At 61.6% G+C, this 19,415-nt stretch carries 15 protein-coding genes; 6 read left to right on the forward strand and 9 right to left on the reverse strand.

Annotated features, from left to right (window positions below; genetic code table 11):
* The first annotated feature begins 1 nt into the window (after position 1).
* Both ACU0FH_RS15475 and ACU0FH_RS15480 read left to right on the forward strand, forming a co-directional pair.
* Positions 2-832 carry a DUF2059 domain-containing protein gene (locus tag ACU0FH_RS15475; protein ID WP_446195538.1) on the forward strand — a complete coding sequence of 277 codons (831 nt, stop codon included), beginning with the start codon at positions 2-4 and terminating at the stop codon, positions 830-832.
* A gap of 40 nt (positions 833-872) precedes the next feature.
* A complete protein-coding gene (locus tag ACU0FH_RS15480; protein WP_446195539.1) occupies positions 873-1,991 on the forward strand; it encodes a pyridoxal phosphate-dependent aminotransferase in 1,119 nt (372 codons plus the stop codon).
* A gap of 2 nt (positions 1,992-1,993) precedes the next feature.
* On the opposite strand, the gene ACU0FH_RS15485 is transcribed toward ACU0FH_RS15480, so the two are convergent.
* Entirely contained in the window at positions 1,994-4,468 is a 2,475-nt protein-coding gene (locus ACU0FH_RS15485; protein WP_446195540.1) for a penicillin acylase family protein, read from the reverse strand.
* 122 nt (positions 4,469-4,590) lie between these two features.
* On the opposite strand from ACU0FH_RS15485, the gene ACU0FH_RS15490 reads away from it, so the two are divergent.
* Positions 4,591-5,463, forward strand: coding sequence for an NAD(P)-dependent oxidoreductase (locus ACU0FH_RS15490; RefSeq protein WP_446195541.1), 873 nt, complete (start codon positions 4,591-4,593; stop codon positions 5,461-5,463).
* A 132-nt stretch (positions 5,464-5,595) separates the two neighbouring features.
* A complete protein-coding gene (locus tag ACU0FH_RS15495) occupies positions 5,596-6,219 on the forward strand; it encodes a hypothetical protein (protein WP_446195543.1) in 624 nt (207 codons plus the stop codon).
* Between the two features lie 67 nt (positions 6,220-6,286).
* Here the strand turns inward: ACU0FH_RS15495 and ACU0FH_RS15500 are convergent, their stop codons facing one another.
* The 3 genes from ACU0FH_RS15500 to hemB all read right to left on the reverse strand — a co-directional run bounded on the left by ACU0FH_RS15500 (position 6,287) and on the right by hemB (position 9,672).
* Positions 6,287-6,862, reverse strand: coding sequence for a lipid-binding SYLF domain-containing protein (locus ACU0FH_RS15500; protein WP_238368932.1), 576 nt, complete (start codon positions 6,860-6,862; stop codon positions 6,287-6,289).
* A 155-nt stretch (positions 6,863-7,017) separates the two neighbouring features.
* Positions 7,018-8,547, reverse strand: coding sequence for a M10 family metallopeptidase (locus ACU0FH_RS15505; RefSeq protein ID WP_446195545.1), 1,530 nt, complete (start codon positions 8,545-8,547; stop codon positions 7,018-7,020).
* A 126-nt stretch (positions 8,548-8,673) separates the two neighbouring features.
* Positions 8,674-9,672, reverse strand: coding sequence for a porphobilinogen synthase (hemB, locus tag ACU0FH_RS15510; protein ID WP_446195547.1), 999 nt, complete (start codon positions 9,670-9,672; stop codon positions 8,674-8,676).
* Between the two features lie 117 nt (positions 9,673-9,789).
* Between hemB and ACU0FH_RS15515 the strand changes: the two genes are divergently transcribed.
* Positions 9,790-10,311: a component of SufBCD complex gene (locus ACU0FH_RS15515; RefSeq protein ID WP_446195548.1), complete on the forward strand. Its 522-nt coding sequence runs from the start codon at positions 9,790-9,792 to the stop codon at positions 10,309-10,311.
* Between the two features lie 30 nt (positions 10,312-10,341).
* Complete coding sequence (gene mfd, locus ACU0FH_RS15520) at positions 10,342-13,791, forward strand: transcription-repair coupling factor (RefSeq protein ID WP_446195549.1); 3,450 nt, start codon at positions 10,342-10,344, stop codon at positions 13,789-13,791.
* Positions 13,792-13,840: 49 nt separating this feature from the next.
* Here the strand turns inward: mfd and ACU0FH_RS15525 are convergent, their stop codons facing one another.
* The 5 genes from ACU0FH_RS15525 to ACU0FH_RS15545 form a co-directional block, all read right to left on the reverse strand.
* The gene (locus ACU0FH_RS15525) at positions 13,841-15,514 is read right to left on the reverse strand and encodes a hypothetical protein (RefSeq protein ID WP_446195551.1); all 1,674 of its coding nucleotides are present in this window, start codon (positions 15,512-15,514) and stop codon (positions 13,841-13,843) included.
* 9 nt (positions 15,515-15,523) lie between these two features.
* The gene (locus ACU0FH_RS15530) at positions 15,524-16,753 is read right to left on the reverse strand and encodes a multidrug effflux MFS transporter (protein ID WP_446195621.1); all 1,230 of its coding nucleotides are present in this window, start codon (positions 16,751-16,753) and stop codon (positions 15,524-15,526) included.
* A 105-nt stretch (positions 16,754-16,858) separates the two neighbouring features.
* On the reverse strand, positions 16,859-17,197 hold the full coding sequence (locus ACU0FH_RS15535) for a potassium channel family protein (RefSeq protein WP_446195552.1): 339 nt from the start codon (positions 17,195-17,197) through the stop codon (positions 16,859-16,861).
* Positions 17,194-17,844 carry a DsbA family oxidoreductase gene (locus ACU0FH_RS15540; protein WP_238368925.1) on the reverse strand — a complete coding sequence of 217 codons (651 nt, stop codon included), beginning with the start codon at positions 17,842-17,844 and terminating at the stop codon, positions 17,194-17,196. The genes ACU0FH_RS15535 and ACU0FH_RS15540 overlap by 4 nt, the downstream gene beginning before the upstream one ends.
* Positions 17,841-19,358 carry a class I adenylate-forming enzyme family protein gene (locus ACU0FH_RS15545; RefSeq protein ID WP_446195622.1) on the reverse strand — a complete coding sequence of 506 codons (1,518 nt, stop codon included), beginning with the start codon at positions 19,356-19,358 and terminating at the stop codon, positions 17,841-17,843. The genes ACU0FH_RS15540 and ACU0FH_RS15545 overlap by 4 nt, the downstream gene beginning before the upstream one ends.
* Positions 19,359-19,415 lie beyond the last annotated feature (57 nt).

Below are 19,415 nucleotides of genomic sequence, written 5' to 3' on the forward strand. Positions count from 1 at the left end.
CATGAGGAAATGGGCCAGACGTTATGTGATCGCCGCGGCGCTGTCGCTTGTCGCGCTTGTTCCGCTTACTGCAAGCGGTGCGGGGGACATAGACGAGCTGAGCGATGTTCTTCTGCTCGGCGACGTGATCAAGGTTCTGCGAGTGGAAGGTCTGCGCTATGGCGAGGGGCTGAACGACGACCTCCTGTCTGGCACGGGCGGGCGTTATTTCTCGGACAAGGTGGAACGCATCTATGATCCCGAGGCGATGTTGTCGGTGCTCGAAGCGAGCCTTGAAAAGCGCCTGACGCCCGAGGAAACCCGCGCCGCGCTTGATTTCTTTGGCAGCGATGCGGGGCGGCGTATCCTGCAGCTTGAGATCAGCGCTAGGGTGGCGATGGTCGATCCTGCGGTAGATGAGCTGGCCGATGCGATCTATGCCGAGGCGGTGGCGGATGAAAATGCCCGGGTCGATGCGATCACCAGCTTTATCGAGATCAACGATTTGAACGAGCGCAACGTGACCGGGGCGCTGAGTTCGAACTATCATTTCTTCAACGGTCTGGTCGAAGGCGGCAGCCACAAGATGAGCGAGGCCGAGATCCTTGACGAGGTCTGGTCTCAGGAAGATGCGATCCGCGCCGATACGCTGGGCTGGCTGCAGAGTTTCCTTTACATGGCCTATGGGCCGCTTAGCGACAGCGAGATGCAGGCCTATCTCGATTTCTCGGAAACCGAGGCGGGGCAGGCGCTGAACGGGGCGTTGTTCGACGGGTTCGATGCGATGTATCGCGAAATATATTTCGCGCTTGGCCTTTCGGTGGCCGAGGCCCTGCAATCGAGCGAATTGTAAGCGTTTCCCGGCTGGGAATGAATTCTCAAGGTACTGACTGATGCAAAGTGACGAGCCAACCGCCGCGCGGCCGACAACCTATATCGAGGCGATGCCTGTGAGGGGGCGGATATCGCGGGCACAGCCCAAGGGTCTGCCAATCATCAACCTTGGCTATAACGAACTGCCCTATGGGCCGACACCTGCCGTGGCTGCGGCGATCGAAGCGACCGGGCATCGGGTCAACAGCTATGGCGGCCCGGGCTGTGACGGGCTGCGCGCGGCGCTTGGCAAAACCTACGGGCTGGACCCCGAGAGCCTGATCTGCGGCAATGGCTCAGAAGAACTGCTGGATGTGATCGGGCGCAGCTTTGCGCGGCCGGGGGACGAAATCCTGATTTCCGAATTCGGCTATATCCAGTTCCAGATGGTCGCGCACCGGGCGGGGGCCGATCTGGTCAAGGCGCCCGAGACCGATTTCACGACCGATGTGGATGGTATCCTTTCCGGGGTCAGCGATTTCACCAAGGTGATCTTTCTGGCCAATCCCAACAACCCGACGGGTACCGTGCTGCCGCTGTCGGAACTGCAGCGGCTGGTGGATAACCTGCGCGCCAATGTGGTGCTGGTGATCGACCTTGCCTATGGCGAGTTCACCGGCGAGGACTATTGCAACGCGGTCCATGCGATGGCGCAGGGGCATGACAATGTCATCGTGACGCGCACCTTTTCCAAGGCCTTCGGGCTGGCCGGGCTGCGGGTCGGCTGGGCGCAGGTGCCGGCGTGGATGCTGCCGGGGTTCTATGTCACGCGCGGCATGGGCAGCGTGAACAACATGGCGCAGAACGCCGCCATCGCGGCGCTTGAGGACATCGATCTGGTGCGCGAGCGTGTGGCTGAGATCGTGTCCGAGAGGGACCGGGTCGCGCTGGCATTGAGAGGCATGGGGGTGAGCGCCACGCCGAGCGGGTCGAATTTCCTGATGGTCACGGTCGACGGGCAGGGGCCGGAGGTGACCGAAGCCTTGGTCGAATACCTGTTCGACGAAGGCGGGTTCGTGGTGAACCGGACCCGCGAGGCGGGTCTGGAGCATTTCATGCGCTTTTGCCTTGGGACGCCGGAGCAGAACGATCAGCTGCTGGATTGCGTGCAGGCCTTTGTCGGGCAGACTGTCGTCTGAAGTCAGTCCGCCGCCGGAAGCGGCAGCAGATGCGTGACCCCGACAGCAGCGGCGCGGGCCAGATCAAGGTCGAGCGACATCGGGATATATTCGCCACGTCGCCAGAGCTGCGCCATGTCATCGTAGTGGCGTGACAGGAAATGGCCTGACTGCCCGGTTGAGATGATAAAGACGGAACTGTTCGGGTCGGTAAAGTCATAGACACCGCGATAGGCCGCGCCGTGCACGTTTTCGAACGGGTTCGGACCGGTGGCGGAGGTCAACCCGCGTTGCAGGGTGTTGTCACCGCCGCTTGTCGACTGGCGGATGTTAACGAAATAGCGCAGCAGGGGCACTTCGCCCAGGACCGGGTGGTCGTGGGTTGCCTGATGCGCGTCGCCCCAACGCAGAGTTTCCAGCGCGGTGCCGTAATTCTCGCCGATCCAGACCAGCGCGTCGTCCAGCGCAAGGCGCGACATCTCGGTGCAGGTTTCCACGGGTGCGCTCTGGCGGACATCGCACCAGACCGAAGCGCCGTCGACGTCGCGGTAGACCCGCTCGATGAAGAGCGGATCGACGCGGTTGAATTCATTGGCGAGGGGCCCAAGTTCGTCGCGGATCAGCCGCTCCTGAAGCGCACGGACCCATGCGGCATAGATCAGCGGTTCGGGCAGGTGTTCGTTCATCTCGCCGTTCCAGTCGGCCAGAAGGTCTAGGGCGATCTGGCGCTGACGTTCAGGTGTGCCATCGGGTGCCGCCTGACCGGTGTACCAGAGATCGGCGCCGATCAGCGGCAGCAGCGAACGCGCGGTAAAGCTGACCGTATCGAGCTGCGCCTCGATGAAACTGTCGCGGGTATGGACCTGCCGAGACTGCATGAGCCGCTGCCAGCGCTTGATGCGCTGGGTATCGCCCCATTTGAACGAGATGTGATTAGGGAAGGGACGTTCGACCGTCTTGTTATTCGTATTGCCAAGGATGCCGCCGCGCGGGCTTACGAATTCGGGGTTCGATTCATAGGCCATGCGCCCCTGCCAGCGGTTTTCGGCGCGCCAGCCCTGGCTGGGCAGGCGGCCCTGGCTTTGATGCCGGGGGTCGCGACGGGGATTGGCCCCGATAGTTTTCATCGCGATGGTTTCCTGATCGGCGAGCATCAGGTTCTGCGCCGGGGCGACATAGGCCTCGGCTTTTTCGATGGCCTCGGTCACGGTGGCGGATTTCATGATCCCGATGGCGGCGCTGAGCGTCGTGTCGCGCGGGCTGAGCACGGTCCAGGAGAGGGCCGCCACGTGACCGGGGGGCGTGATGGTATCAAGGTTGAACTGGCTGCCCGGCAGGACGGGGCCATTCTCTGTCCAGCGCAGGGTGAGGGTGATCGGCGCCTCATCCTTGATCTCGATGATCGACGGTCGCTTTTCAAAGGGCTTGTAGCCATCCGGGGTCAGGTATTCCTCGGGGTTGTCCGGGTTCAGCTTTTCGATGAACAGATCCTGATCGTCGAGATAGGCCGAGGTCAGCCCCCAGCCAAGCCGCGCGCTGCGCCCGGTCATGACAACGGGAATGCCGGGGATAGTGCCGCCGATGACGCCACCGGTGTCAAGTTCGAGCCGGGCGAGATACCAGATCGAGGGCGCGGAAAAGCCAAGATGCGGGTCGGAAGCGAGCAGGGTGCCGCCGGATGCGGACCGCGAGGGGGCGGCGCTCCACGCGTTCGAGGCGCTGGCCAGACCATTTTCGGGGATCGGCGACAGCGGCGACGCGGGCAGGTCGGACCCTTGGGCATAGCGCGGCAGGCCGGGGAAAAGCTCGGCATATTCGGGCAGTGCGGCGATGCCGCTGCCGGGCACGTCGGGCAGGATGTCTTTCAGCCGGTCCGCGTCATCGAGCATCAGCGAGGTGCGCGCGCGCAGAACCTCGGATTCAAGCTGTACCGAGAGGCGCAATCCCATCAGCTTGACGATGGCGAGGGAATCGCCCGGCTGCCAGGGCGCGACCGGGGCGTTGAAAATGAACATCTCGGGCGCGCCGCGGCCAAGGGCGCGGTGGTTGATTTCGGCCAGTCGTGCGTTCACGCCGGCCGCGTAGGATCTGAGCGCATCCAGTGTCTCGGCATCCTGCGAGGCGACCGATTGCTGGGCCAGCCGGTAGATGTCGAGACGCCGGATCAGCCGGTCGATCTTGACCGTGCGCGGGCCGAATATCTCGGAGAGCCGCCCCTGCGCGGTGCGGCGCAGCATGGTCATCTGCCAGAGCCGGTCCTGTGCATGGGCATACCCCAGTCCGAAATAGACGTCGGGGTCGTTTTCGCCAAGGATATGCGGCACGTTCGAATGATCGCGCACGATCTCGACCGGTGTGGTGATCCCCGGGGTTTCGACGGTACTGCTGTAATCGGGCAGCGATTGCGAGGCGAGGAAGTAGACCAGCCCGATGCCAAGGGCGATCAGAAAGATCAGGGCAGCGGTAACCCGCAATAACCAGCGAAAGAGAGTCGCCATGACTTACCTGTTGCCTGTTTCTGCTCTAGGAATTCAAAGTGAATGCAGGTTCTTTGCCGCGCCCGCAATGGCTGTTAATGAGAATCCTGATTTTATGTGAAGTTAGCAGGAGGGGAAAGCAAATGGCAAAACTGGCATTCTTGGGGTTGGGAGTGATGGGTGCTCCGATGGCCGGGCACTTGCAGAAGGCCGGCCACGACGTGACGGTTTATAATCGCACGGCAACCAAGGCGGATAAATGGGTGGAAACCTATGGCGGCGCGATGGCGCCGACGCCGGTAGAGGCGGCCAAGGGCGCCGATTTCGTTTTGTCCTGCGTCGGTAATGACGACGACCTGCGCAGCGTTTGTCTTGGCGAGGAGGGCGCGTTCGCCGGGATGGGCAGCGGTACGGTCTTCATCGACCACACCACCGTATCGGCCAAGGTGACTCGTGAGCTTTATGCCGAGGCGGATGCCAAGCAGATCAGCTTTATCGATGCGCCGATTTCCGGCGGGCAGGCGGGGGCAGAGAATGGCGTGCTGTCGATCATGTGCGGGGGCGACGAAGGCGCCTATGAGCGCGCCGAGCCGATCATGGAGGTCTATTCCAAGATCTGCCGCCGTATCGGCGAGAGTGGTTCCGGCCAGATGACCAAGATGTGCAACCAGATCGCGATTGCCGGTCTGGTGCAGGGTTTGTCCGAGGCGCTGCATATGGCCGAGAAGTCCGGGCTTGACGGTCGGGCGGTCGTCGAAGTGATCAGCCAGGGTGCCGCAGGCAGCTGGCAGATGGCGAACCGGTACGAAACCATGCTGGACGATCACTTTGACCATGGCTTCGCCGTGGACTGGATGCGCAAGGATCTGGGGATCTGTCTCTCGACCGCGGATGAAAATGGCGCGAGCCTGCCGGTGACGGCGCTGGTGGACCAGTTCTATAAGGACGTTCAGAAACTTGGCGGCGGGCGCTGGGATACCTCTAGTCTTATCAAACGTTTGCGTGCTGCGGGATAGGTTTTTCACGCTTCTGTTATCTGGCGGGACAAAGGAATTCAGCGGTTTCGGGAACCTTTCGTGATCCGGCGGTGTTGTTGCTCCATACGAGGCGGCAAGCATACCGCCGGAGAGAAACGAAAGGACAACACTATGAAACTCATGATGACCACCGCCATCACCGCTGCCCTGATCGCAACCGGCTCGTTTGCTGAAACCGCCTCGCGCGGTGCAGACAACGTGAAATCCTCCGAAAAAGTCGAAATGGGCACCCCCGTAGACGCAACAGTTGATGCGAATGTTGACAAAGCATCGCGTGGCGACGACGACCTTACCGCTGCCGAAGCTGAAAGCTCCGCAGTCATTGCTGACGACGAAGTTGCTGGCGTTGCCAAGAGCGACGAAGTCGAGAGCCGTGGTGCCGCCGACCTTCAGGGTGAAGAAGTGACCGCTGGCGTCGAAAACGAAGTTTCCACCGGCGAATCCGGTTCCATCGAAGTGAGCGAAGCTACCACGATGTCCGGCAGCACCGACGAAGCACAGGACTCTCAGCGTGGCTCTGACGAAGAGCGCAGCGAAGAAATCGCCGATGGCGACGCGGACGCTGAAGTTCTTAAGTCCGAAGAAGGCGAACTGGACGCATCGCGTGGTTCCGACCAAGCGCGTGCCACCGAAGAGCCGGGCACTGACGTCTCCGACACTATGACGAGCGACACCGAAACGTCCTCGCGCGGTGCCGACAATGAGCAAGGGTCGGAAGTGACTGCAAACGACTAATTTCTACTTCATTAGAAAACAATGCCGGACCGAAAGGTCCGGCATTTTTTGTTTGTGGAACCGAAGATCACGGGATGATGCGCGTGTATTTGGTGCCTTCGAGCGTTGCACCGATGCGCAGCCCTGCGCGACCAAAGACAGCGGCCAGTACCGGCGAGCGCAGTGTCGTGGTGTCGGCCGCGACTGAGTCCCCCTGATCGCGTACCACGTATTCGATATCGCCCCCGGCAGCCCAGCCGGAGGAGCGGCGGAATTCGGACAGCGCGTCATCGGTCATGAAGAACAGCACATGCGCGTATTGCTGCGCGCCGATCTGCAGGCCGGCGCTCGCCTTGGCGGTCGAATAGTAGTCCACAGTGACACCGTTGACGCGGAGCGCGCCGCGCCCATAGGCGCCGCCAAGCCAGAAGCCGGCCTCGGTGACCAGCGGCATGACCAGCATGCCCGACGCCTTTTCCGAAAGCGAAACCGTGTTGGGGTAGACGCTGTACATTTCGTTGAGCGTCGCGTTCACGCGCGCGTCGATCTGGTTCGCGCCGTTGCTTCCTACACCGTTGCCGCAGGCTGCGGTGACCGTCAGGCCCGAAAGGGCTGATAAGGTAAAGGCCCGGCGCGACAGCCGGGACGTATTCTGATTTTTCATGACTATGTCTGCCTGTAATGCTGCACGATCTGGGCGGTTAATCCGTCCTTGACCTGTGATATACGCGGAACTTTGCCATATGTCACGTCACATGGGCGCATGTTGCGCGGGAAATTGCTGTGACCCGCTATCTATAGTGGCTGTTGCGATGGCGATCAGAACAGGAAATCGCCGTCGCCAAAGCTGTCGGTTCTCAGCAGATCGACCTGCATGTCGGCGGCGCCGTCGCCGTCGATGTCGACAAAAACGCTGAACGACTTTTTGCCGGTGTCCTCGTAATCGACCGAGGCGGCGGACAGGGCGGTGAAATCCATCGTGTCTTCGCCGCTGGAGAAGTTTATGATGCGATCAACGGATTTGCGCGTGGTGCCGCTGTCTTCGGGGGTCAGGAACAGGAAGGTGTCCGCGCCTTTCATGCCGATCATCTTGTCGCGGCCCGCGTTGCCGATCAGCGTGTCATCGCCGTTGCCGCCGCGCAGAACGTCGCGGCCATTTCCGCCGATGAGGGTATCCTTGCCGCCGCCGCCGATCAGCTTGTCGCGGGCATTGCCGCCGTCGAGAATATCTCTGCCGCCATTGCCGATCAGCTTGTCGCGCCCGTCGAAGCCAAAGAGTTCGTCCTTGCCGGAGTTGCCCTTGAGCCGGTTATCGGCGCTGTTGCCAGAGATCGCGTCGTCGCCACGACCGCCGATGGCGTTTTCGATCAGCGACCGGGCATCGCCGTCGTATTGCAGTGCATTATAGATGTTTCCGGAGGCGTAATTGCCATTGCCCAGCCCCGCAGCCTGGTCGAGGCTGAACAGGGAATGCCCGCCGGGCGCCAGATCAACGTCGACCGGCTTGCGATAGGCGCTGAGGTCGTAGGTATCGGTGCCGTCGCCGTCCCAGATGGTTGCAAAGATCTTATTCGTAGCTGGTGCGATCGCTGCCTTGCCATCGATCATGGTCTCGCCCTTTTCGGGGTCCCAGCGATAGACCGTGTCCCCGGCATTGGCGTCGAAATCCGCGCCATAAAGGTGCTGAAGCGCAGCAATGTCGAGCATCATCCAGCTTTGCGCGTAACCGTCGCTGTGATTGTAATAGCGAAGCGCGTCGGCGCCCTCGTAAGAGCGGTAGGTCATAATGGAGTATTCCATCGTGTCATATTCTGACGGGACCGTGCCATGCGCGGTTTCGGAATGGCCGTGATCGAGGCCCAGAACGTGACCGAGTTCATGTTGCAGGATGACATGGGCATATTGGCCCGGCGCCTGATCCGCGTAATTATATACCTTGTTGGTCAGCCAGACATCGCCCGCCGTTGCGCTGGTCGATGGAAAATAGCCCCAGGCGGTGTTGAAATTATAAGGGTCTTCCGAGGTCTGGGCCACGTTGATATGGGCCGAACCGTCGGAAACGGTCTGGGTGATTTCAAGCTTGGTAAAACCGCTGACCGCGAAACCGGCCTGTTCGGCGAGACCGTTGTCGGCATCGAGCGCATAGGCCACGACGGATTGCATGTCACCGGATGCGGAAAAGATGCCCTCGGCCTCGCCCGCGCCATAGGGCGCGGCGGCCAGCGACATGCCGGCGGGGAAGGCGTAGGTCACCTTGTTATCGGCCCACGCGGATTCATAGAGGAGCCCGTCGATCCGGGCATCCCCACTGGCCAAGACTGAAATAATGGAGTGACCCAATCCGCTCATACTGTGAACCTAGTTACGACATACTTTCTCCTTAATCGATTTAAATTGTGTTTTGTTTGTGGCAAGAGGTAATGCTGACGTGGACAGTTTGTTTCTGATCACATCATTGCTGGCGAAAATAAGGCGCTAGGTATTGAGGATGCGCGCCGCTTCGGGGGCGAAATATGTCAACACGCCGTCACAGCCCGCGCGTTTGAAGCCGATGAGGCTTTCCATCATGATCTTTTCGCCGTCGATCCAGCCGTTTTGCGCTGCGGCCTTGATCATCGCGTATTCGCCGCTGACCTGATAGGCAAAGGTCGGGACGCCGAACATGTCCTTGGCGCGGCGGCAGATATCAAGATAGGGGGTGCCGGGCTTGACCATGACCATGTCGGCGCCTTCGTTCAGGTCGCGCTGGATCAGGCGCATTGCCTCGTCGGAATTCGCCACGTCCATCTGGTAGGTCTTCTTGTCGCCGGTCAGCGCGCCGCTTGCACCGACCGCGTCGCGGAATGGCCCGTAATAGGCGCTGGCGTATTTCGCGCTGTAGCTGAGGATCGTAACGTTCTGATGCCCTTCGCTTTCCAGCGCGCCGCGCATCGCGCCGATACGCCCGTCCATCATGTCCGAAGGGCCGATGATATCGGCACCGGCTTCGGCCTGGGCAAGGGTCATCTTGACCAGCGCCTCGACCGTGCGGTCGTTGACGATCTGGCCGTCGACCACGAAACCGTCATGGCCGTTGATATTATACGGGTCCAGCGCCACGTCGGTCATCACCGCCATCTCTGGCACGGCTTCCTTCACGGCGCGGATCGCCCTGTTGGCGATATTGTCGGGGTTCCACGCCTCGGCGCAGTCCTCTGTGCGGGCCTCGAGCGGGGTATAGGGAAAGATGCAGATCGCGGAGACGCCCAGATCATAGGCTTCGCGGGCGGCTTCGGCGATCTTGTCGACGCTGCGGCGGAACACACCCGGCATCGACGCGACCGGCTCGACCTCACCCTTGCCTTCGCGCACGAAGACCGGCCAGATCAGGTCGTCCGATGACAGAAGCGTTTCGCGCACGAGACCGCGCAGAGCGGGAGATTGTCGCACCCGACGAAAACGGGCGGTTGGAAAGGCGGCGGCAACGGGTTTCATGGCAGGGTCTCCTTGCACAATTTGCTATTGGGTGGCATGGATTGCCGACCCCCCACAAGGGAAACAGCGGGGGCGAACCCGAGGCCGGGCAAGAAATCGAAGAAAAGGGCGATACGTTTGGATTGGTACACCTCGATATTCGAGCTGATCGATATGCGATCCTTTTCAAATCTCTGGTTCTGGATCGCCCTTGCCGTCTTCTGGTCCACGACGAGCCACTGGGTGCTTGGGGTTCCTTATGACATGGTCACGCGCGCCCGTCGCCATCAGGGTCAGGCGGTCGCGGATCTTGAGGATATTGCCCGCGTCAACGTCAACAGGCTGCTTTACATCGCGCGGGTATCGGGGCTCTGGCTGCTTGGTCTTGGCTGCTTTATCCTGTCGGGCCTCGCGGTGCTGGGGTTCTACTACCGTATCGAATTCGCGCAGGCGTTGTTCCTTCTGGGCTTTCCCATGTCCTTGGTCGGGCTGCTGAGCCTGTCGACGGCCCGTCTGATCGAGGTGGAACAATCCACAGGAGAATTGCTCTGCAAGCGTCTGACAAGGCACAGAATTTATACGCAGATGATCGGCACGCTTTCGATTTTCGTAACTGCCCTGTGGGGCATGTACCAGAATATTTCCATCGGCGTGCTCTGATCCGGCGTCGCAACCAGCACAGGCAGATCCATGTCGTCACCTGACCATATCACAGTGAGCGGCGCGCCCGAAGGTTTCGACGCGCGTCTGATCCTTGATGAAATCGCACGCAAGAACCGGCCCGTCGTGCATGTGGCCCGCGATGACAAGCGGCTGGCGGCGATGGCCTCGGCGCTCGCTTTTTACGCGCCTGACATGCCGGTGCTGACGTTTCCAAGCTGGGATTGCCTGCCCTATGACAGGGTTTCGCCCAATGCCGATATTTCGGCGGCGCGCATGGCGACATTGGCGGCGCTGGTGCACCAGATGCCCAAGCAGTTTGTCCTGCTGACGACGCTGAATGCGGCCACCCAGCGGGTGCCGGCGCGCTCGGTCCTGCGCGAGGCGGCGTTTTCGGCGCGGGTCGGTGACCGGATCGATGAAGAGGGATTGCGCAATTTCCTTGTACGCATGGGGTTCACGCAAAGCCCGACAGTGATGGAGCCGGGCGATTATGCGATCCGCGGCGGGATCATCGACATCTACCCGCCGGGCGAGAGCGGTCCGGTGCGGCTTGACCTGTTTGGCGATGTGCTCGACGGGGCGCGCCGTTTTGACCCGGCGAGCCAGCGCACGACGGAAAAGCTCGATGTGATCGAACTCGCGCCCGTGTCCGAGGTGATCCTTGATGAGGCGGCGATCACCCGGTTCCGCCAGAGCTATCGTATCGAATTCGGCGCGGCGGGAACGGACGATCCGCTCTATGAGGCGGTCAGTGCCGGGCGCAAGCATCAGGGCATCGAACACTGGCTGCCGTTCTTCCACGAAAAGCTTGAAACGCTGTTCGATTACCTGCCGGATACGTCGATCACGCTGGATGACCAGTCGACCCCCAGCCGTCTGGCCCGGTGGGAAAGCATCGCGGACCAGTATGAAACGCGCAAGCTGGCGATGCAGCAGAAATCGCGGCTGGACAGTGTGTACAAACCGGCGCCGCCGGATCTGCTCTATCTGGACGACGCGGCGTGGACCAAGGCTGTCGCCAGCCATCGTGTGCTGCAATTCGCGGCGCTGCCGCAGGCGACCGGGCCTGGGGTGATCGATGCCGGCGGCCGGATCGGTCGCAATTTTGCGCCCGAGCGCCAGCAAGAACACGTTTCGGTCTTCGAGGCGCTGGCGGCCCATATCAAAGCGCGCATGGCGCATGGGCCGGTGGTGGTCGCGTCCTATTCTGAAGGTGCGCGAGAGCGTCTGACCGGCCTGATCGAGGACGAAGGTCTGGTCGAGGTCATCCCGATCCCGAACGGCACGCGTATTGGCAAGAATGGCCTGCACCTTGCGGTCTGGCCGCTGGATCACGGGTTCGAGACCGAAGGGTTGACGGTCATCTCCGAGCAGGATGTGCTGGGCGACCGGCTTATCCGCACGGCCCGCAAGAAGCGCAAGGCCGAGAATTTCCTGACCGAAACCCAGAGCCTCGTGCCCGGCGATCTGGTCGTGCATGTGGACCACGGGATCGGGCGCTATCAGGGGCTTGAGGTGATCACGGCGGCGGGCGCAGCCCATGAATGCCTGCTGTTGGAATATGCCGAGAACGCTAGGCTTTACCTGCCGGTCGAGAATATCGAACTGCTGTCGAAATACGGTCACGAAGAGGGGCTTCTCGACCGGTTGGGCGGCGGCGCATGGCAGGCCAAGAAAGCGCGGCTCAAGGAACGTATCCGCGAGATGGCCGACCGGCTCATCCGCGTCGCGGCAGAGCGGGCACTGCGCACCGCACCGGTGCTTGAGCCGGAACATCATGCATGGGAGGCATTTTCCGCGCGCTTTCCTTATGAGGAAACCGATGACCAGTTGCGCGCCATCGGCGATGTGCTCGACGACATGGGCTCGGGCCAGCCGATGGACCGGCTGATCTGCGGCGACGTGGGTTTCGGCAAGACCGAGGTCGCGATGCGCGCGGCCTTTGTCGCGGCCATGTCTGGCACGCAGGTGGCGCTGATCGCGCCGACAACGCTCTTGGCGCGGCAGCATTATGCGAGTTTTGCCAAGCGGTTCCGGGGCTTTCCGCTGAACGTGCGTCAACTCAGCCGGTTCGTGAGCGCGAAGGAGGCGCAGGCCACGCGCGACGGGATCGCGCGGGGCACGGTGGATATCGTGATCGGCACTCATGCGCTTTTGGCCAAGGGGATCCGGTTCCAGAACCTCGGGCTGCTGATCATAGACGAGGAACAGCATTTCGGCGTGTCCCACAAGGAACGACTGAAGCAACTCCGCACCGATATTCACGTTCTGACGCTGACCGCGACGCCGATTCCGCGGACGCTGCAACTGTCGCTTTCCGGCGTGCGGGACCTGTCTATCATCGGCACGCCGCCGGTGGACCGGCTGGCGATCCGCACCTATGTGAGCGAATTCGACGCGGTGACGATCCGCGAGGCGCTGCTGCGCGAACATTACCGGGGCGGACAAAGTTTCTACGTGGTGCCGCGCATCTCGGACCTGCCCGAGATCGAGGAATTCCTCAAGGAGCAGGTGCCCGAAATCAGCTATATCGTCGCCAATGGCCAGATGGCGGCTGGCGATCTCGATGACCGGATGAATGCTTTTTATGACGGCAAGTACGATGTGCTGCTGGCGACGACCATCGTGGAATCGGGGCTGGATATTCCGACCGCCAATACCATGATCATCCACCGCGCGGACATGTTCGGACTGGCGCAACTCTACCAGATCAGGGGACGGGTGGGGCGTTCGAAAACCCGTGCCTATGCCTATCTAACCACGAAACCGCGCGAAAAGCTGACCGCGACAGCCGAGAAACGCCTGCGCGTGCTCGGCAGTCTCGACACGCTGGGCGCGGGCTTTACCCTTGCCAGCCAGGATCTCGATATCCGGGGCGCGGGGAACCTGTTGGGCGAGGAACAGTCCGGCCAGATGCGCGACGTGGGCTATGAACTCTACCAGTCGATGCTGGAAGAGGCGATTGCCAAGATCCGGGCCGGGGAGATCGACGGGCTTTCGGAAATTGACGAGCAGTGGGCGCCGCAGATCAACCTTGGCGTTGCGGTGCTGATCCCCGAGGATTACGTGCCCGATCTCGATGTGCGTCTGGGGCTTTACCGTCGCTTGTCCTCGCTCAGCACCAAGGTCGAGCTTGAAGGGTTTGCGGCGGAACTGATCGACCGGTTCGGCAAGCTGCCGCGCGAGGTGAATACGCTGTTGCTGGTGGTTCGGATCAAGGCGATGTGCAAACGCGCCGGGATCGCCAAGCTGGACGGCGGGCCCAAGGGGGCCACCATCCAGTTTCACAATGACAAGTTCGCTGCGCCCGAGGGGCTGGTCGAATTTATTCAGGACCAGCGGGGTATGGCCAAGGTCAAGGATAACAAGATCGTGGTGCGCCGGGACTGGACCAAGGAAAGCGACAAGATCAAAGGCGCCTATGCCATCGCGCGCGATCTGGCGATGAAGGTCAAGGAGAAGAAAGCCAAGGCCTGATCCGCGCCCGAGAAAATTCAATTTTCTTGGGAAAATTCTGTATAGAATTTTAGGCGGGGATGGCCATGGCGGCTTGCGCGCAGAAACAGGAAGCCCCGACACGCCGGTCGGCACGGGCCAGCGCGAGGTCCAGCCGCTGGCGGATCTGCACGATCTCGACCGTCTCTCCGCGCGCTTTCAGACAGTCGTACAAGCCCTTGAGGCTCCAGACATTATCCGGGTGCACTGTGGCGCGGCTCAGCTGTCCGCCAAGTCCGAGATCCTCACGGTAGGCCTTCTCCGCCTCGGCCACATGACCCTGTTCGAAAAGCAGCGCGCCAAGCGCATGGCGTACGGGCTGCATCCAGCCCCAGGGCTCGTCATAGGGGAGGTTGTCTTCAAGCTCGATGGCCTTGCGCAGGAAGGCATAGGCCGCGTCGAACTCTGACTTGCGATAGGCAATTTCCCCGCGCAGCATCGCCTTGGCCACTTCCATCAGATCGACCACGCGATTGTTGTGCATCAGCCGGGACACGGGGATACGCGCGGCGGCATCGAGGAATACCTGCTCCTCGGCCTCTGCCTCGGCCACGCGGCCGAGCGCGGCAAAGGCCAGTGCGCGGCCGTAATGCACGGTTGCAATGCGGGTCTGCCAGATCTCGCGATCTTCGGGCGGCTTCATCGCGATCAGCTCTTCCCAGCGGCCGAAGCGGATAAGGATATGGGGCTCCATCGCCATGTAGCTTTCAAAGAAATCGGCCATGGGCGGGGATTTCACGCGCAGCAACTCTTCGGGCGTGGTGGCGAGCAAGCCGCGATTGGCTTCGAGCGCAGGTTCCATCTGGCCAAGGAACAGCGCACCGTAGATGACGAAGTGGTAATCGTGCTGGCGATAGCCGGTGTAGATGTTGAAGGCGCCTTCGCGGTTGAAATATTTCAGGTCGGCCTCGATGGCCTTCTGGTTCCAGAAGACCACGTCCTTGTAATGCCCGCAGAGTACGTCGATATGGGTCGGCATATGCACCAGATGCCCCGCGTCGGGCACCAGCGTGCGCAGGATATCCCCCGCGGACAAAGCCTTTTCCGGGAAGGGCGACATTTCCATCAGGTGCACGTAGAGGTGCAACAGCCCCGGGTGCTCCATGGTGCCGGGATGATTGGCCAGCGCGTCCTCGAGGACGGCCTGCGCCTTTTCCGTTTCGGCCCCTGGGGCCGGGCAGGCATTGGCGAGGTCCCACATCTGCCAGGGCGTGAGGTTCATCAGCGACTCGACATAGATCGACCGGATGTCGGGCTGGTCGGGCATCGCCGCATGGACCTTTGCCATTTCCTCGGCAAAGTCGCGGTTCCAGGCCTCCATATCCTCGACCGGGTCGCGCTCAGGATAGCGGGCGGCAAGCGCGGTAATTAGCGCCTTTTCATGGGCGGGGCCGTCCTTGCAGAGCTCGAGCGCGACTTGCGTGGCGTCATAGGCGATGGCCAGCGCCTCTGCCCGGGATTTCTCATCGAAAAGCTCCCATGGCATGTTGTAATTCGGCCCCGTGGCATAGGCGACGCCCCAATGCGCCATGGCGCAGCCCGGATCATGGGCGATGGCTTTCTTGAAACAGACGACGGCTTCCTCGTGGTTGAAGCCGTAGGTCCAGTTGAGGCCCCGATCGAACCATCGCTGCGCCTCGGGGGTCGCCGCGCGGACCGGCAGGCTGTAAGTTCCGAGATCGTAACCGTAATCGTCATCGGTCATGGTCAATCCTCACGCCTTTTGCGCATGTTCCGCCACGGGGGGCTTTGCTGTCAATGTTCTTTCAAGCTTGCTCATGCGCAGCATCAGCAAGAAGCCGAGCGTCGAGAGCACGAAAATCCCCAGCGCCAGCGGCAGGATGGAGCCGTTGAACATCAGGCCGATGGGCGAGGCAATGATGGACCCGAGCACGGTCGAAATTGCCCCGATGACCGAGGCGGCCATGCCCGCGATATGGCCCATCGGCTCCATCGCCAGCGCGTTCAGATTGCCCATCGCGGTGCCGACCATGAAGAACACGGTGGCCTGCCAAAACACGAAAAAGCCGAAGGCGACGGATTCCGGCAGGTCGAGCCCGTATTCAATGATCATCACGATGGACATCAGGATTTCGACGGCAAGCGTCCATGTGACCAGCTTGCGCATGCCAAGCCGTTCCACCAGCGAGGCGTTGAGGATGCTCGCGCAACCCGCCACCAACGCGACCCCGGCGAACCAGAAAGGGAATTCGTCGTTGCGGTTGTAGATCAGGTCATAGACCGGCTGAACCGAGGCGATCATCGCGAACATCATCGACAGGCAGAGCGTCTGGACGACGATCGACAGCCGCACCATCGGATGCGAGACCATTTCTCGCACGGCGCCGAACATCAGGGGGAGACGCATCGGGCGGCGTGCTTCGGGGGGCAAGGATTCCGGCAGCCGGATCAGCAGCCATGTGACAGAAACTGCCGAGAAAAGCACAAAAGCCCCGAAGATCGCGCGCCAGTTGAACAGGTAGATGATGCCGGTGCCGATCATCGGGGCGAGCGCGGGAAAGATCACGAAGATTGACATGGCAATAGAGAGCATCCGCGCCATGACGCGCCCGCTGTACATATCCCGCATGATCGCCATGGCAACGACCCGCGGACCTGCCGCGCCGATGCCCTGCAACAGCCGCGCGGCGACCACCAGTTCAAGTGACTCAGCCGTGCCGGCCACGGCCGCGCCGATGATATAGACGGCCGCGCCCCCGACGATCACCGGCTTGCGGCCCATCGCATCGGACATCGGGCCGACGAAAAACGTGCCGATACCCATGCCCGCGAGGAATGCGGTAATGATCAGCGTGGCGCGGTTAGGATCAAGCGGGCTGAGTTCTTCGCTGATCTCGGGCAGCGCCGGGAGCATGGCATCGACGGAGAAAGCGATAGTTGCAAACATCATCGCGATCAGCGCGATGAATTCTGGCCGTGACATGCGGGACATGGGTGACTCCTTCAGGTACGTGCCGGTAGCATGTAATTTCGAGGGGGACCATATGGCCGGTGGAGCAATTCTGCGTGTCCGTGCGGAAAAGTTCTCTTAACCCCGGTCGGTGTCGTCGTTTTGGGCGGGGTCGTTGTTTTTCAACGAGAGCTTTTTGCGACGGCGCCGCGTGCGGATCAGCATGTGGTATTCGGCGAATTGCTGGATCGCCATCGCGAATATCCCAAGCCCGACAAAGATGATGACCGTCGTGCCGATCTTGCCGACAGGCGTTTGTGGCACCAGTTCACCGTAGCCGACCGTGGAAATGGTGACGACGGTGAAAAAATAGGAATCGAGCCAGCTCCAGCCCTCGATGAAGTGAAAAAAGACCGTCCCCGCGGCCACAACTGTCGTCAGACTTACGATCAGTGTGGCGGCACTGATCGGTCTCATGCGTCGAGCTGTTCCTTCAGTTCCGAGATGACGTTCTGCCAGAGATCCGGCGGCTGGGCGCCCGGAACCGCGTGTTTGCCTGCCACGATAAAGGTCGGCACCGAGGTGACGCCCATCGAGCGCGCCTCGCTGTCGCGACGCGAGATGTCATCGCGGTCGGCGTCGGATGCCAGCAGCTTGCTGACGACCGAGGCGTCCATGCCGATCATGTCGGCGATATCGCTCAGAACCTCGGCATCTCCGATATCGCGGCCTTCGACGAAATAGGCGTTGAACAGCGCGTTGACCGCCTCGTTCTGTTTGCGCTCGATCCCTGCCCAATGGATCAGCCGATGGGCATCCAGCGTGTTGGGGGTACGTGCGATACCTTCGAAATTGATGTTCAGCCCGGCTTTTTCCGCATGCTCCACGACGGGCGCATAGGCCTTGATTGCACCTTCCTTGCCGCCGAACTTGGCTTCGAGATAAGCGCGCCGGTCCATGCCTTCGGCTGGCATCTCGGGGTTAAGCTGGAACGGGTGCCACTGGATCACAAAGGGATGATCGGGCGTTGCCGCCAGAGCCGTCTCGAGATGGGCCTTGCCGATATAGCACCAAGGGCAGATCGGGTCGGACAGGATGTCGAGGGCAACTGTTTTTTCACTCATGAGGCAGTGCTTTCAAAATACGGTTTCAGGGCGCGACGCAGCAATTTGCCATTCGCCCCGGTGGGCATTTCAGGCAGGTAAACAAAGGCACGGGGTTGTTTATAGCGCGCAAGCGTCTGTTCTGCAAAGTCACGCAGCGCTTGTTCGTCGATCTCGGCGGGGCCTGCGTAGAATGCCACGATGATGCGGGTATCCTGCTTGATCTCGACGTCCGTGACGCCGACCATGTCGATGCCGGGAAAACCGGTCAGCGCCGCTTCGACTTCGAGCGGAGAGACCCGGTAGCCGCCCGCGTTCATCATGTCGTCGTCGCGACCAAGATAGGTGATCTGCCCGTCGGCCGCCATTGCGCCCTGATCACCGGTCAGGAACCAGTCACCCTGCATGCGGGCCTCGGTTTCTTCCGGAGCGTTCAGGTATCCCAGCATCAGACCGGGGTCGCTGCGGTGAACGGCAATGGTGCCGGGCGCGCCCTGATCCACCGGCCCGCCGGGGCCGAGAATGGCGACCTTGCGACCTTGTTGCGGCTGGCCAAGCGCCTGTCCGCGAGCCGGATGATCGGGGCTTGATGAGATGAAGGTCGAACATTCCGACATGCCATAGGCCTCGTAGAGCCCGCATCCGGTGGCACTTGTCCAGGCGGCGGACAAGCTGGGTGAAAGCTTTTCCCCGGCGCTTAGCCCGTGGCGCAGGTCGGGCAGGTTCAGCGATGCGTCACCCTTGAGGAACTTGCGGTAAACGCCCGGCGCGGCTGCGAAAATAGTCGCCGTGTGATGGCGTAGCCGCAACGGCAGATGGGCCGGATCGGTGCCGGGTTCGGGGATCAAAGCAGTCGCGCCAACGGTCCAGGGGTCCATGAGCCCGGTGCCGAGCGTATAGGTCCAGTTGAACGCGCCCGCATGCAGCAGCCGGTCATCCTCGCGCAGGGCATACCAGCCATCATGCATCATTTGGCGGGCCCAGATCGCGCGATGGGCATGGGCCACGGCGCGCGGATTGCCCGAGGTGCCGGAGGTATAAACGATATAACCAAGCCGCTCGGGATCGCCCATCGCATAGACGCAGGGCGGCAGGTCCCGCATCGCGCGCAAGCCGTCGAGCGTGATGCGGTTGGGATGTGGCGGGCAGGCGACCTCGGGGTCCAGCAGGATGGCCGCCGGTTTCAGGTCGTCGACGATCTTCTGCGTCTCGCGCTCGGTCAGTTGCGAGGAGGTCGGCACCGGGACGATCCCGGCGGCAATCGCGCCGAGGTAGGCAATCGGGAAATCGACCGTATTGCCCAGCCGCATGAGGACGATATCGCCGGGTGCGATGCCCGCCTCAAGCAGGCCAGTGCCGGTGCCGCGCACGGCGGATTCGAGCGCGCCATAGGTCCAGTCGGTCGACCGCGCGGGCCCCAGCACCGAAAGCGCGACCTTGTCCGCCAGTTCGGGCGCACGGGCCAGAACATGGGCGGCCATGTTGAAAGGAGCGGGGCAGGGCGCAAAGGCGCCTTTATCGAAAATCGAAAGCATGGCGCTGGCTAGCCCGCTGCCTGCGGGCATGCAAGCGCCGTTGCAAGCCTTTGATCG

The organism is Heliomarina sp., assembly GCF_052826185.1.

Excerpts from the sequence above, each read along its gene's own strand:
- ACU0FH_RS15475 (WP_446195538.1), top strand. The coding sequence starts at position 2 with ATGAGGAAATGGGCCAGACGTTATGTGATCGCCGCGGCGCTGTCGCTT.
- ACU0FH_RS15480 (WP_446195539.1), top strand. The coding sequence starts at position 873 with ATGCAAAGTGACGAGCCAACCGCCGCGCGGCCGACAACCTATATCGAG.
- ACU0FH_RS15485 (WP_446195540.1), bottom strand. The coding sequence starts at position 4,468 with ATGGCGACTCTCTTTCGCTGGTTATTGCGGGTTACCGCTGCCCTGATC.
- ACU0FH_RS15490 (WP_446195541.1), top strand. The coding sequence starts at position 4,591 with ATGGCAAAACTGGCATTCTTGGGGTTGGGAGTGATGGGTGCTCCGATG.
- ACU0FH_RS15495 (WP_446195543.1), top strand. The coding sequence starts at position 5,596 with ATGAAACTCATGATGACCACCGCCATCACCGCTGCCCTGATCGCAACC.
- ACU0FH_RS15500 (WP_238368932.1), bottom strand. The coding sequence starts at position 6,862 with ATGAAAAATCAGAATACGTCCCGGCTGTCGCGCCGGGCCTTTACCTTA.
- ACU0FH_RS15505 (WP_446195545.1), bottom strand. The coding sequence starts at position 8,547 with ATGAGCGGATTGGGTCACTCCATTATTTCAGTCTTGGCCAGTGGGGAT.
- hemB (WP_446195547.1), bottom strand. The coding sequence starts at position 9,672 with ATGAAACCCGTTGCCGCCGCCTTTCCAACCGCCCGTTTTCGTCGGGTG.
- mfd (WP_446195549.1), top strand. The coding sequence starts at position 10,342 with ATGTCGTCACCTGACCATATCACAGTGAGCGGCGCGCCCGAAGGTTTC.
- ACU0FH_RS15525 (WP_446195551.1), bottom strand. The coding sequence starts at position 15,514 with ATGACCGATGACGATTACGGTTACGATCTCGGAACTTACAGCCTGCCG.
- ACU0FH_RS15530 (WP_446195621.1), bottom strand. The coding sequence starts at position 16,753 with ATGTCACGGCCAGAATTCATCGCGCTGATCGCGATGATGTTTGCAACT.
- ACU0FH_RS15535 (WP_446195552.1), bottom strand. The coding sequence starts at position 17,197 with ATGAGACCGATCAGTGCCGCCACACTGATCGTAAGTCTGACGACAGTT.
- ACU0FH_RS15540 (WP_238368925.1), bottom strand. The coding sequence starts at position 17,844 with ATGAGTGAAAAAACAGTTGCCCTCGACATCCTGTCCGACCCGATCTGC.
- ACU0FH_RS15545 (WP_446195622.1), bottom strand. The coding sequence starts at position 19,358 with ATGCTTTCGATTTTCGATAAAGGCGCCTTTGCGCCCTGCCCCGCTCCT.